Genomic DNA, 13,656 nt, shown 5'->3' with positions numbered 1-13,656 from the left:
GGCTCAGGACTCGACGACCTCGCCGAACTCCGCCCGCTGGAACGCGTTGTTGTTCTTGTCGTCGAAGAGGTAGACGCCGATGTTCGCGGCCGAGGGGTCGTTCTGTTCGTTGAACGGTCCGACGCCGGAGACGGACTGGTAGACGATGTCCTCGCCGTCGGCGAGCAGGTCGGCACACTCCTTGAAGCCGGTGCACTCGGTGCCTCCGTCGGCTCCCGAGACGGCCGCCATGTTCTCCTGGACGGTCGGGCCGTCGGTGCCCCCGCCGCGCACGGCGGCCAGCGCCGCGAGCATCGTGGCGTCGTAGGACTCCGCCGCGTAGTTGTAGTCCTTCAGCTCCGGGTCCACCTCGAGCAGCCGCTCCCGGAACTCGTCGCTGGGGAACGCGCCCGGCTGGGTGCCCTGCGCCCCCTCTAGGGTCCCCGGGTCGAAGTCGGTGCCGAAGTTCTGCAGGTTGCCGTCCACGAAGTAGGTCCGGGGCATGTCCCAGCCCTGGTTGACCAGCTCCGCCACGATCAGCGGGGTCTGGGTGGTGAACGCGATGATCGCGATCGCGTCGGGCTGCGTCGCCAGGGCGTTGCCGACGATCGTGGAGAAGTTCTGCTCCGTGGGGTCGAACTCTTCGCCCGGGTTGCCGTAGGTGATCGTCCCGCCGGCCCCCTCCACCACCCTCTTGACCACGTCGCGCAGGCCGGTGCCGTAGTCCTCGTTGAACACGAGGATGCCGAGGTTCGCGTGCCCGTCGTTGACGATGAGGTTGCCGAGGACGTCACCCTGCACCGTGTCCGGCGGCGCGGTACGGAAGTAGAAGGGCGAGTACCCGGAGAGCGTCGCCGAGGTGTTGGCCGGGGAGATCTGCACGATCTCGGCACCGGTGATGTCGTCGACGACGTTGAGGGTCACCTGGGACGAGGCCGCACCGATGATCACGGAGACGTTCTCGCTGATCAGCTCGGTCACGGACTGCGTGGCCACCTGGGCGTTGTCGGCGTCCGAGGAGTCCTTGTGGGAGACCTCGACGTCCTGACCGAGCACCCCGCCGGCGTCGTTGATCTCGTCGACGGCCAGGTCGACGCCCGCGATCTCCGGCGGCCCCAGCTGCGAGAGGGAACCGGTCACCGGCAGGAGCGTGCCGATCCTCAGCGGCTCGCCCGAGCCCGTCTCGGCAGGCCCGGCCGTCCCCTCGTCGTCGCCCCCGCCTCCGGAGCAGGCGGCGAGCGTGATCGACAGCGCGGCGACAAGTGCCAAGGAACGAGCTGTGGTCTTGCGAGTCATGCCGTCTCCTCAGGAGCGTGCCACGCCGATCCCCGCGACCGCGCGCGTCTCGTGCGCGCCAACCTAGTGACGGGGACGCCCCGTGTCAGTGGGGTGCCGCCCCAGCTGTGTCACAGAACGGTCACGATTGTGGCGCACATCACATCGTCGACGGCGAGGCGGGACGAGAACGGCCCGGCCCCCGGAAGGGGCCGGGCCGTGACGGCGTCGGTACGCGCCGGGCGCCTACTTCTTGGCGCCGACCTGCTCGATGACCGCGTCGGCGACCTCGCGCATGGTGAGCCGGCGGTCCATGGACGTCTTCTGGATCCAGCGGAACGCCTCGGGCTCGGACAGCCCCATCTTCGTCATGAGGAGGCCCTTGGCGCGGTCCACCCGCTTGCGCGTCTCGAACTGCTCGGCGAGGTTCGCGACCTCGGACTCGAGCGAGATGATCTCCTGGTGGCGCGAGATCGCGATCTCGACGGCCGGCAGGAGGTCGGCGGGCGTGAACGGCTTGACGACGTAGGCCATCGCACCGGCGTCGCGGGCCCGCTCGACGAGCTCCTTCTGGGAGAACGCGGTGAGCATGACGACGGCGCAGGTGCGGTTGGAGATGATGCGCTCGGCCGCGGTGATGCCGTCCATCACCGGCATCTTGACGTCCATGACGACGACGTCCGGCTCGAGCTCGTCGGCCAGCGCGATCGCCTGCTCGCCGTTGGCGGCCTCGCCCACGACGTCGAAGCCGGCCTCGGTGAGGGACTCGACGATGTCGAGGCGGATCAGGGTCTCGTCCTCGGCGACGACGACACGGCGACGGGTGCCGGCCTCCTCGGCAGCGCCGGCCTCGGGGCCGGGCAGGTCGATGGGGGCGTCCGCCGTCGTGGTGTCGACCGCGTCGGCGCTGGTCGCGCCGTCGTTCTCGTTGTCTGTCACGCGGGCAAGCCTATATTGCCGCCCTGGCAGCGGCAGCATCGCCACGGCCGCACGTGACAGGCTTCACGACCGTGCTCCCGGCGGGACTCGAACCCGCACGCCTCTCGGCGCCGCATTTTGAGTGCGGTGTGTCTGCCAGTTCCACCACAGGAGCGTGACGGCGGCGCTCAGGCTACCGCGCCCGGCGACCGCCGTCGGGCAGGACGCGGCCCCGCCCGGTCGGGCCGGACGGGGCCGCACCTGGGATCAGGCCCGGGTGGCCTTGCTGTAGGTCTCCCCGATCTTGTGGACGCGGATCGAGTTGGTGGACCCCACCTGCCCGGGCGGCATGCCGGCGACGATGACGACGCGGTCGCCCTCGTCCGCGAGCCCGGAGGTCTGCAGGATCTGGTCGACCTGGTTGACCATGTCGTCGGTGTGGCTGACCTCGGGGACCGTGTAGGTCTGCACGCCCCAGCTCACGGCGAGGCGGTTGCGGGTGTCGGTGTCCGGGGTGAAGGCCAGCAGCGGGATCGCCGAACGCAGGCGGGACATCCGGCGCGCGGAGTCGCCCGATTGGGTGAAGGTGACGAGGTACTTGACCTCGAGCATCTCGCCGATCTCCATGGCGGCCTTGGTGATGACGCCGCCGCGGGTGTGCGGGCTCGAGCCGAGCGGGGCGATGCGCTCGCCGCCGTTCTCCTCGGTGTTCTCCACGATGCGGGCCATGGTGCGCACGGTCTCGATCGGGAAGTCGCCCACGGAGGTCTCGCCGGAGAGCATGACCGCGTCGGCGCCGTCCAGGATGGCGTTCGCGACGTCGGACGCCTCGGCGCGGGTGGGCCGGGGGTTCGTGACCATCGACTCCAGCATCTGCGTGGCGACGATGACGGGCTTGGCGCTCCGGCGGGCGAGCTCGATGGCGCGCTTCTGCACCAGCGGCACCTGCTCCAGCGGGAGCTCCACGCCGAGGTCGCCGCGGGCGACCATGATGGCGTCGAAGGCGTCGACGATCTCGACGAGGTTCTCCACGGCCTGCGGCTTCTCGACCTTGGCGACGACCGGCACGCGGCGGCCGACCTCGTCCATGATCGCGTGGACGTCCTCGATGTCCGCGGCGGAGCGGACGAAGGACAGGGCGATGAGGTCGGCGCCGACCTTCAGGCCCCAGCGCAGGTCGTCCTTGTCCTTCTCCGACAGGGCGGGCACGGAGACGGCGACGCCGGGCAGGTTCAGGCCCTTGTGGTCCGAGACGGGGCCCGGCACCTCGACGCGGGTGATGACGCGGGGGCCGTCGACCTCGAGGACGCGCACCGCGACCTTGCCGTCGTCGATGAGGATCCGGTCCCCGGGCGTGCAGTCGCCGGGCAGGCCCTCGTAGGTGGTGGAGACGAGCTCCTTGGTGCCGGGGACGTCCTCCGTGGTGATGGTGAAGGTGTCGCCCTCGCGGAGCTCCTCCTTGCCGTCGGCGAAGTTGCCCAGCCGGATCTTCGGACCCTGCAGGTCCACGAGGACGGCGACGGCGCGGCCGGAGGCCTGGGCCGCGGCGCGGACGTTGTTGTAGACCGCCTCGTGCTCCTCGACGGATCCGTGGGACCGGTTGATCCGGGCGACGTCCATCCCGGCGTCGACGAGTTCCTGGACCTTCTCGGCTGAGGCAGTGGCTGGGCCAATCGTGCACACGATCTTCGCTCTACGCATGGGCCCCAGCCTAGGGCCTGGGGGTGAGGGCGCACCCGCCGCGACCACGGGGTGCCCGGTGTTGCCTAGGCCACATCTGCGGCTCGGGGCGGAAGGCGGCGGACGAAGGTCCTCCGCTCCGGCCGCGCGGTCCGACGGCGCGGGCGGGCCCCCTGTCCCCGGAACGCACGAGGGCCCGGGCTCCCCGCGAGGGGAAGCTCCGGGCCGCGTCGTGCGCTCGGATCAGGCCGACACGGACACCGTGGAGGGCAGGATCGGCGCCGGGAGGTCGGTGTCGCCGCCGAGGTAGGTGTCGACCGCCGCGGCGGCGGCGCGCCCCTCGGCGATGGCCCACACGATGAGCGACTGGCCCCGTCCGGCGTCGCCCGCGACGAACACGCCCGGCACCGACGTGGCGAACGTCTCGTCGCGCACCACCCGTCCGCGCTCGTCCACCTCGACGCCGAGCTGCTCGGCGAGGCCGCCGCGCGGCACCCCGGAGAAGCCCAGGGCCAGCAGCACGAGCTGGGCCGGGACGATGCGCTCAGTGCCCTCGATCGGGATCGCGGTGCCCGAGGTGCGGTCGACGTCCACCAGGCGCAGGTGGGTCACCTGGCCCTCCCCCGCCGAGCCGTCGGAGAGGAGCTCGACCGTCGAGGTGGCGTAGACCCGCTCGCCGCCCTCCTCGTGGGAGGTGGAGACCCGGTAGATCTTCGGGTACGTCGGCCACGGCTGGTCGGCGGGACGATCGACGCTGGGCAGGGGGTTGATGTCGATCTGGGTGACCGATCGGGCGCCCTGCCGCAGGGCGGTGCCGAGGCAGTCCGAGCCGGTGTCACCGCCGCCGATGACGACGACGTCCTTCCCGGTCGCAAGGATCTGCCCGGGCACCTCCTGCCCGGCGACGACGCGGTTGTGCTGGACCAGGTAGTCCATGGCCGGGTGGATGCCGCCGAGGTCACGGCCGGGGACGGGCAGCTCGCGCGGGACGGTGGAGCCCACGGCGAGGACGACGGCGTCGTAGCGCTCGAGCAGGTCCTGGCCGCTGAGCGCGCCCTCACCGGTGCCGCCCACGTCCACGCCGGGCCGGAACCGGGTGCCCTCCGCCTCCATCTGCTCGATCCGGCGGTCCACCTGGGACTTCTCCATCTTGAAGTCGGGGATGCCGTAGGTGAGCAGGCCGCCGACGCGGTCGTCCTTCTCGTACACGGCCACGGTGTGGCCGGCCCGGGTGAGCTGCTGGGCCGCGGCGAGCCCGGCGGGCCCGGAGCCGACGACGGCGACGGTTGATCCCGTCAGCCGCTCGGGGATCTGCGGCTCGACCAGGTTGAGGTCCCACGCGTTGTCGGCGATGGACTGCTCGATCTGCTTGATCGTCACCGCCGGCTGGTTGATGCCCAGCACGCACGCCGTCTCGCACGGGGCGGGGCACAGCCGTCCCGTCCACTCGGGGAAGTTGTTCGTCGCGTGCAGGCGCTCGATCGCGCCGGCGAAGTCCTCGCGGCGGGTGAGCTCGTTCCACTCGGGGATGAGGTTCCCGAGCGGGCACCCGTTGTGGCAGAACGGCACGCCGCAGTCCATGCAGCGGCTCGCCTGGCGCGTCAGCGCCGGGGAGTCCTCGAGGCGGCGGGTGTAGACCTCGCGGTTGTCGAGGATGCGCACGGCCACCGGCCGGCGGGCCGGGAGCTCACGCTCGCGGTGCTTCAGGAAGCCCTGGGGGGTCAGCCACGGGTCGCCTCCATGATCGTGGCCCACACGTCGGGCGAGGCCGGGTCGAGGCCGTCCTCGGCCGCCCGGACGAGGGCGGCGGAGACGGCGGCGTACTGACGCGGGAGCACCTTGGTGATCCGCGCGGGAAGGTCGTCGAGGTTCTCGAGCAGCTGCTCGGCGACGGCGGAGCCGGTCAGCTCGACGTGGCGGCGCAGCAGGTCCGCGACGATGGAGACGTCCTCCGGGTCGAGCGGGGAGAGGAGGAGGTCGCCGTCGGCCAGCGCGGGAGCGTTGACGTTCGCGACGTCGAGGTCGAGCACGTAGGCGGTCCCGCCCGACATGCCGGCGCCGAGGTTGCGTCCGGTGCCGCCCAGGACGAGCAGGGTCCCGCCCGTCATGTACTCGGCGGCGTGGTCGCCCACCCCCTCGACGACGAGCGTGGCGCCGGAGTTGCGCACGGCGAACCGCTCGCCGGCGCGGCCCCGGAGGAAGATCTCGCCGGACGTGGCGCCGTAGCCCACGACGTTCCCGGCGATGACGTTGTCCTCCGCCGCGAAGACGCTCCGCGGGTCCGGGCGCACGACGATGCGTCCGCCGGAGAGGGACTTGCCCACGTAGTCGTTGGCGTCCCCGACCAGCCGCAGGGTGACGCCGCGGGGCAGGACCGACCCGAAGGACTGCCCGGCCGAGCCGGTCAGCGTGACGTCGATCGTGCCGTCGGGCAGGCCGTCCCCGCCGTACCTGCGGGTCACCTCGTGGCCGAGCATGGTCCCCACGGTGCGGTGCACGTTGCGCACGCCCAGGTCGATCCGCACCGGCTCGCCCCGCTCGAGCGCCGGGGCGCTGCGGGCGATCAGCTCGTTGTCCAGGGCCCTCTCCAGGCCGTGGTCCTGGGCGCGGGCGTGCCGCAGGGCGGAGCCGGCCTTCGGCTCGACCTTGACCAGGAGCGGCGAGAGGTCGAGGCCGGAGGCCTTCCAGTGGTCGACGGCGTCGCGGACGTCGAGCAGGTCGACCTGCCCGATCGCCTCCTCGACCGACCGGAGACCGAGCGAGGCGAGGTACTCGCGCACCTCCTGCGCGACGAACTCGAAGAACGCCACCACGTGCTCCGCCTTGCCGGTGAACCGCTGGCGCAGCTCGGGGTTCTGCGTGGCCACGCCCACCGGGCAGGTGTCCAGGTGGCACACGCGCATCATGATGCAGCCCTCGACCACCAGCGGGGCCGTGGAGAACCCGAACTCCTCGGCGCCCAGGAGCGCCGCGACGACGACGTCCCGCCCGGTCTTGAGCTGACCGTCGGTCTGTACGACGATCCGGTCCCGCAGGTCGTTGAGGACGAGGGTCTGCTGGGTCTCGGCGAGCCCGATCTCCCACGGCCCGCCCGCGTGCTTGAGCGAGGTCAGCGGGGAGGCCCCGGTTCCGCCGTCGTGCCCGGAGACGAGGACGACGTCGGCGTGCGCCTTGGCCACCCCTGCCGCCACGGTGCCCACGCCGATCTCGGAGACGAGCTTGACGTGGATGCGCGCGGAGGGGTTGGCGTTCTTCAGGTCGTGGATGAGCTGGGCGAGATCCTCGATGGAGTAGATGTCGTGGTGCGGCGGCGGGGAGATCAGCCCGACGCCCGGGGTGGAGTGCCGGGTCTTGGCCACCCACGGGTAGACCTTGTGCGCGGGCAGCTGACCGCCCTCGCCGGGCTTGGCGCCCTGGGCCACCTTGATCTGGATGTCGTCGGCGTTGGTGAGGTACTCGGCGGTGACGCCGAAGCGCCCCGACGCGACCTGCTTGATCGCGGAGCGGCGCCGCGGGTCGTGCAGGCGCTCCGGGTCCTCCCCGCCCTCGCCGGTGTTGGACTTCGCGCCGAGCATGTTCATCGCGATCGCGAGGGTCTCGTGCGCCTCGGCGGAGATGGAGCCGTAGCTCATCGCGCCGGTGGAGAACCGCTTGACGATCTCGCTGACGGGCTCGACCTCGTCCACCGGGATCGGCTCGCGCACCCCGGTCCGCAGCTTCATGAGCCCGCGCAGCGTCATCAGGCGGCGGGACTGCTCGTCGACGCCGTGGCTGTACTTCCGGAAGATGTCGTAGCGGCGGGTCCGGGTCGAGTGCTGGAGGCGGAAGATCGTCTCCGGGTCGAACAGGTGCGGCTCGCCCTCGCGGCGCCACTGGTACTCCCCGCCCATGCGCAGCGTGCGGTGCGCCGGGGAGATGCCCGACGGCGGGTAGGCGGTGGCGTGACGGGCGGCCACCTCGGCGGCGATGACGTCGAGGCCGACGCCGCCGAGCGGGGTGGGCGTGCCCGTGAAGTACTCCTCGACGAGGTCCTCGGACAGCCCGATGGCCTCGAAGACCTGGGCGCCGCGGTAGGACATCACGGTGGAGATGCCCATCTTGGACATCACCTTCAGCACGCCCTTGCCGAGCGCCTTGATGACGTTCTTCACGGCCTGCTCCGGCGTCACGCCCTCGAGGACGCCCTCGCGCACGAGGTGCTCGACCGACTCCATCGCCAGGTAGGGGTTCACGCAGGCGGCGCCGTACCCGACCAGGAGGGCGACGTGGTGGACCTCGCGCACGTCCCCCCGCCTCGACGATCAGGGAGATCTTCGTGCGGGTCTGCCGGCGCAGCGTGTGGTGGTGGACCGCGGAGGTGAGGAGCAGCGACGGGATCGGGGCCAGCTCCGCCGTCGACTCCCGGTCGGAGAGGACGATGAAGCTCGCGCCGGCGTCGATGGCGTTGTCGACCTCGTCGAAGATCTCCTCGAGCCGCGCCTGCAGCGCCGCTCCCCCGCCGGAGACGCGGTAGAGACCCTCGACGACGACGGCGGAGAAGCCCTTGCCCTGGCGCGGGGTGCGGCCGATCTTCTTGATCTTGGCGAGCTGGTCGTTGTCGATCGTCGGGAACGGCACCACGACCTTGCGGGCGTGGCTGGGCGAGTCCACGAGCATGTTGGGCTCGGGCCCGATCGCACCTGCCAGCGAGGTGACGAGCTCCTCGCGGATGGAGTCCAGCGGCGGGTTGGTCACCTGCGCGAAGAGCTGGGTGAAGTAGTCGAACAGCAGCCGCGGACGCGCGGACAGCACCGCCAGCGGCGTGTCGGTGCCCATGGAGCCGATGGCCTCGGCCCCGTTCGCGGCCATCGGGGCGAGCAGCAGGCGCAGCTCCTCCTCCGTGTAGCCGAAGGTCTGCTGGCGGCGCACCACCGACAGCCGCGAGTGGTCGACGTGGTCGCGGTCGGGCAGGTCCTCGAGGTGGATGAGGCCCTCGTCGAGCCACTCCCGGTAGGGGTGCGCCTCGGCGAGGCTGCGCTTGATCTCCTCGTCCTCGACGATGCGGCCCGTCCCGGTGTCGACCAGGAACATCCGGCCGGGCTCGAGGCGGCCCTTGCCGACGATCCGCTCGGGGTCGAGGTCGAGCACGCCGGACTCGGAGGCGAGGACCACCAGGCCGTCGTCGGTGACCCAGTAGCGGCCGGGGCGCAGACCGTTGCGGTCCAGGACCGCGCCGATGACGCGGCCGTCGGTGAACGTGAGGGCGGCGGGCCCGTCCCAGGGCTCCATGATCGTCGAGGCGTACTCGTAGAACGCCCGCAGACCCGGGTCCATGGAGGTGTGGTTCTCCCACGCCTCGGGGACCATCATGAGCATCGCGTGGGGCAGCGACCGGCCCGCGAGGTGGAGCAGCTCCAGGACCTCGTCGAAGGTCGCCGAGTCCGACCCGCCCGGGGTGCACACCGGCAGGAGGTCCTCGAGGTCGCCGAGGACGTCGGAGGCGAGCATGCCCTGCCGGGCGGACATCCAGTTCCGGTTGCCGCGCACAGTGTTGATCTCGCCGTTGTGGGCGAGCATGCGGAACGGCTGGGCCAGCGGCCAGGACGGGAACGTGTTGGTGGAGAAGCGCGAGTGGACGAGCGCGAGCTCGGAGGCGAACCGGGGGTCGGACAGGTCCGGGAAGAACGGCTGCAGCTGCGTCGTCGTGAGCATGCCCTTGTAGACGAGGGTGCGGGACGAGAGGGAAGCGAAGTAGATGCCGGTCTCGTGCTCGGCGCGCTTGCGCAGCCGGAAGGTCATCCGGTCCAGCTCGAGCTCCGCGGCCGCGCCGTCGGCCGCCGCGACGAAGAGCTGACGGAACGTGGGCATGGACTCCAGCGCGCTGGGGCCGATCATCGACGGGTCGGTGGGCACGTCGCGCCAGCCCAGGACGGTGAGGCTCTCCTCCGCGGCGAGGGCCTCGATCCGCTCGACGGCACCCGTCAGTGCGGCGTCGTCCTCGTCGGCACCGGGAAGGAAGACCAGGCCGACGGCGTAGCGGCCGGCGGGCGGCAGCGCGAAGCCGACGACCTCGCGCAGGAAGGCGTCGGGGACCTGGGTGAGCAGTCCCGCGCCGTCACCGGTGTTCTCCTCGGCGCCGACGGCGCCGCGGTGGTCCAGGTTGAGCAGTGCGGTCAGCCCGGCGTCCACGATGTCGCGGCCCGGGGTGCCGCGGAGCGTCGCGACGAAGGCGACCCCGCAGGCGTCGTGCTCCCGGTCGGGCGAGTACAGACCCGTGCGCGGGCGCGCGGGGAAAGGCCCGGAGACCTGAGGTGACTCCATCCGCGTGCTGTCCTCACTGCGGAGGCCCGGTCGGACGGCTCCGCATCGTCGTGGTGCTGATGTGGTGGGTCGTCGTCGTCCCGTGGAGGGCAGATATTACTCGCCGATGACGTTGGGTTAACGGTATGTGTCCACATACTTGACACTCGCACCGGAGCCCGCCGCCCGAGACCCCAGCGAACGGCCCGTGGCGGCCCCGTGTCAAGCCCCGGCGCCCCGGGTGCCCGGCCTCCCGGCCCGGCTCGGGGGTGAGGCGAGTCACGATCTCCGGTCGGCGTCGTCGGTCGCGGCGCCCGGACCGCGAGGGGCCCGGCGGCCGGCGCGTGGCTGGCCGTCGGTGCCGCGGCGGTGGTGCCGGCAGGTTGACCGGTTGGGTGGGCGGGCTGGGCGCCGGGCACACTGCACGAGTGGGACGACAGCTGACCGGCACCCGGCCGGTGACCCGGACGGCGGAGGCCGCGGAGGACCTCGCGGACCTCCACGCCGAGGTGCTCGCCTGGTTCGAGGCCAACGCCCGCGACCTTCCCTGGCGGCGACCAGGAACGAGTCCCTGGGCCGTGCTGGTCAGCGAGGTCATGCTTCAGCAGACCCCCGTGGTCCGGGTCGGACCGGCCTGGACGGCCTGGATGGAGCGCTGGCCCACGCCGGCCGATCTCGCGGCCGCCCCGGCCGCCGACGTCCTGCGCGCCTGGGACCGCCTCGGCTACCCCCGGCGCGCTCTGCGCCTGCAGGAGTGCGCCCGCACCGTCGTCGCCGACCACGGCGGGGCGGTGCCGACGACCGAGGAGGAGCTGCTCGCCCTGCCGGGCATCGGCCCCTACACCGCGGCCGCGGTGGCGGCCTTCGCCCACGGACACCGCGCCGTCGTCCCTGGACACGAACGTCCGGCGCGTGCTGGGCCGGGTGATCGAGGGCCGGGCCCTTCCGTCGCCCGCGCCGGGTCGGGCCGAGCGCGAGCGCGCCGCCGGCTACCTGCCCGCCGCCACGGAAGCGTCGGTCCGCTGGAACGTCGGCGTCATGGAGCTCGGGGCCCTGGTGTGCACGGCACGCGCGCCCCGGTGCGCCGGGTGCCCCTTGCTGGAGCGGTGCGCCTGGGTGGCCGCGGGGCGCCCGGAGGACGAGCACGCCCACCGACGTCGTACCCAGGCCTGGCACGGCACCGACCGTCAGGTCCGCGGCCGCATCATGGCGCACCTGCGGCGACTGCCGGACGGGCTCGCCGCCGGGCGGCAGGACCTGCTCGCCGCGGGCGCCCACGGGGCGGACCCGGCGGCCCTCGCCGACCCGGAGCAGCCGGCCCCGTGCGCTCGCGTCCCTGGTGGCCGACGGCCTCGTCGTCGCCTGCCCCGACGCGTCCGGCTACCGGCTGCCGTGACGCACTACCCTGCTCCGGTGAGCACCGCACCGCCCGAGGACGTCGCCGTCGCCCGGGCGGTCCGGGCGCTGCGCGTCACGCTCCTGGTCTGCGCCGGCGCCTGCGTCGCCCTCGGGCTGATGGGCGCGGCCCTCGTCCTGCTCACGACGACGCCGCATCCCTGTGGCCGGGACTCACCTTGCTGGCGGCCGGCCAGGTCGCCGGGCTGCTCGCGGCCGCGAGCGCCGGGCTGGGACTTCGCCGGGTGCTCGCGGGGGAGGGAGCCGCGCCAGGTGACCCCGCGCGTGCGCGCCGCGCTCGGTCGCCTCGCCGCGGTGCTGGCCGCGGTGCTGGCCGTGGGGGGCGACGGCGTGGATCCTCGCACGCCCCTCGGCGTGGGTCGCCGTGCTCGCGTGCGCGCTGGTCAGCGCGCAGGTGGTCGCCGTCCTGCGCTTCCTGCGCCGGTGACCGGCCCGCTCCGGGAGTCAGAGCTCCAGGAGCATCCGGGAGTTGCCGAGGGTGTTGGGCTTGACCCGGGCGAGGTCGAGGAACTCGGCGACGCCGTCGTCGTGCGAGCGGAGCATCTGGGCGTAGACGTCGGTGCCGACCGGCGTCCCGGCGATCACCTCGAAGCCGTGCCGGCGGAAGAAGTCGACCTCGAAGGTCAGGCAGAAGACGCGCCGCAGACCCAGGTTCCTGGCCCGGTTGACGAGGGTTCCCAGGAGCCGGCGCCCGATGCCGCGCCCGGCCGCCTCGGGGGCGACGGCGAGGGTGCGGACCTCGGCGATGTCGTCCCAGAGCACGTGCAGGGCGCCGCAGCCGAGGATGCTCGCTCCGTTGCCGGAGCCGGCAGCCTCGCTACCGGTACCGCCGGCGTCGGACGCCCGCCCGCCGGGAGCGGCACCGCGCGCGTCGGTGCCGCCAACGTCGGACGCCCGCCCGCCCGAGCCGGCAGCCCCGCCGGCTCCCGGCTCCTCGGCGACGACGAACTCCTGGACCGCCTCGAAGTAGTCGATGAGCTCCTTGGCCACCAGGATGCGCCGTTCCGCGTACGGCTGGACCAGCTCGTAGATCGCCCGCACGTCGGCGGGGCGCGCCTGCCGGACGACCACCTGCTCGCTCACGGGCCGATCCTAGGGCCGCGGTGGTTGCGCACCCGTTCGACGACGGCGCGGGCGGTGGTCTCGTCGACCACCAGGTCCGTCATCACGCCGGCGCGCAGGGCGCCGAGCAGCGGGGACACCTTCGCCGTGCCCGCGACGACGCACATGCGCCGGGCGATCCGGCTCAGCTCCCGCGGGGTGGGCCCGGTGGCGCGCTGGTTGAGGGCGATGTCCTCGTAGGAGCCGTCCTCGCGCAGCAGCACCGTGCAGACGTCGCCGACCACGCCCGTGGCGCGCAGCTGCTCGAGGTCCTCGCGGTCGAGGTACCCGGCCGCGTAGACGTGGGAGGCGAGCGTGCCGGTGAGCGCGCCGACGCCGAAGAGCGCGATGTCGGCCCGCTCCTGCACGGCCAGGACCCGCCGGATGGACCGCTCGCGCCACATCGCCGCCCTCGTCTCGGCGAAGTCGAAGAACGCCGGCACGGGGAAGTGGTGCACCCGCGCGTCGAACGCCTCGGCGGCAGCCGTCATGATCGAGCCCGCGTACGGGATCCCGGACGTGACCGGGTTGGCCGCACCGTTGAGCTGGACGACCGCGCTGCCCGGGGCGCGCCGCGGGGTGAGATGGCCGACGACGGCGGAGACCGTGGTCCCCCAGGCCAGCCCGAGCACCGTCCCGGGCTCCACCCACGCCGAGACGGTCCGGCCGGCGACCTGCGCGACCTGGTCGAGGCGCTGGACGTCGGTCGCGCCCTCCCGCACCGGCACCACGTGGGCCTCGATGCCGAACATGTCGCGCAGCGTGCGGGAGACGACGTCGGAGCCGGCGGTGCGCGGCTCGATCGAGATGTGGACGAGGCCGGAGTCGCGCGCCCTCTTGATCAGGCGGGAGACCGTGGAGCGCGAGACGCCCAGCCTCCGGGCGATCGCGTCCATCGTCTCGTCCTGGAGGTAGTACATCGCCGCGGCGACGTACACGTCGTCCTCACGACCGCTCACGCCACCTCCCCGGGCCTGCACGTTCGTGCAATCGGATTGCGCGCTTGTG

General features: G+C 72.7%; 7 protein-coding genes, 1 tRNA gene and 2 pseudogenes. 1 reads left to right on the top strand and 9 read right to left on the bottom strand.

The genetic code is table 11. The annotated features are described in order from the left end of the window. Positions 1 to 3: 3 nt before the first annotated feature. From DA06_RS00710 to gltB, 6 genes and pseudogenes are all read right to left on the bottom strand, one after another. Entirely contained in the window at positions 4 to 1,275 is a 1,272-nt protein-coding gene (locus DA06_RS00710) for an ABC transporter substrate-binding protein (protein WP_043496601.1), read from the bottom strand. 225 nt (positions 1,276 to 1,500) lie between these two features. After that, positions 1,501 to 2,193, bottom strand: a complete 693-nt coding sequence (locus DA06_RS00705) for a response regulator (protein ID WP_043496598.1) — start codon at positions 2,191 to 2,193, stop codon at positions 1,501 to 1,503. 72 nt (positions 2,194 to 2,265) lie between these two features. Further along, positions 2,266 to 2,347 (bottom strand) — tRNA-Leu (locus tag DA06_RS00700). Between the two features lie 92 nt (positions 2,348 to 2,439). Next, positions 2,440 to 3,873, bottom strand: a complete 1,434-nt coding sequence (pyk, locus tag DA06_RS00695; protein ID WP_043496595.1) for a pyruvate kinase — start codon at positions 3,871 to 3,873, stop codon at positions 2,440 to 2,442. Between the two features lie 222 nt (positions 3,874 to 4,095). Further along, positions 4,096 to 5,607, bottom strand: a complete 1,512-nt coding sequence (locus DA06_RS00690) for a glutamate synthase subunit beta (RefSeq protein WP_418606697.1) — start codon at positions 5,605 to 5,607, stop codon at positions 4,096 to 4,098. Then, a pseudogene (gene gltB / locus DA06_RS00685) lies at positions 5,574 to 10,152 on the bottom strand (glutamate synthase large subunit). The gene DA06_RS00690 and the pseudogene gltB overlap by 34 nt, the downstream one beginning before the upstream one ends. A 437-nt stretch (positions 10,153 to 10,589) precedes the next feature. Between gltB and DA06_RS00680 the strand changes: the two are divergent. Further along, positions 10,590 to 11,527 (top strand): annotated as a pseudogene (locus tag DA06_RS00680) (A/G-specific adenine glycosylase). A 4-nt stretch (positions 11,528 to 11,531) separates the two neighbouring features. On the opposite strand, the gene DA06_RS00675 reads toward DA06_RS00680, so the two are convergent. The 3 genes from DA06_RS00675 to DA06_RS00665 form a co-directional block, all read right to left on the bottom strand. Continuing rightward, the gene (locus DA06_RS00675) at positions 11,532 to 11,891 is read right to left on the bottom strand and encodes a hypothetical protein (protein WP_418606696.1); all 360 of its coding nucleotides are present in this window, start codon (positions 11,889 to 11,891) and stop codon (positions 11,532 to 11,534) included. A 100-nt stretch (positions 11,892 to 11,991) separates the two neighbouring features. Further along, positions 11,992 to 12,630 carry an amino-acid N-acetyltransferase gene (locus tag DA06_RS00670; RefSeq protein WP_043496587.1) on the bottom strand — a complete coding sequence of 213 codons (639 nt, stop codon included), beginning with the start codon at positions 12,628 to 12,630 and terminating at the stop codon, positions 11,992 to 11,994. After that, positions 12,627 to 13,607 (bottom strand): sugar-binding transcriptional regulator, encoded by a 981-nt coding sequence (locus DA06_RS00665; protein ID WP_043496582.1) that lies wholly within the window; start codon positions 13,605 to 13,607, stop codon positions 12,627 to 12,629. The genes DA06_RS00670 and DA06_RS00665 overlap by 4 nt, the downstream gene beginning before the upstream one ends. Between the last annotated feature and the right edge of the window lie 49 nt (positions 13,608 to 13,656).

It is taken from the genome of Georgenia sp. SUBG003 (assembly GCF_000715355.2).
GTDB lineage: Bacteria > Actinomycetota > Actinomycetes > Actinomycetales > Actinomycetaceae > Georgenia.
Note: the sequence above shows the minus strand (reverse complement) of the source record. Positions and strands in the feature narration are given on the sequence as shown.

Excerpts from the sequence above, each read along its gene's own strand:
- pyk (WP_043496595.1), bottom strand. The coding sequence starts at position 3,873 with ATGCGTAGAGCGAAGATCGTGTGCACGATTGGCCCAGCCACTGCCTCA.
- DA06_RS00710 (WP_043496601.1), bottom strand. The coding sequence starts at position 1,275 with ATGACTCGCAAGACCACAGCTCGTTCCTTGGCACTTGTCGCCGCGCTG.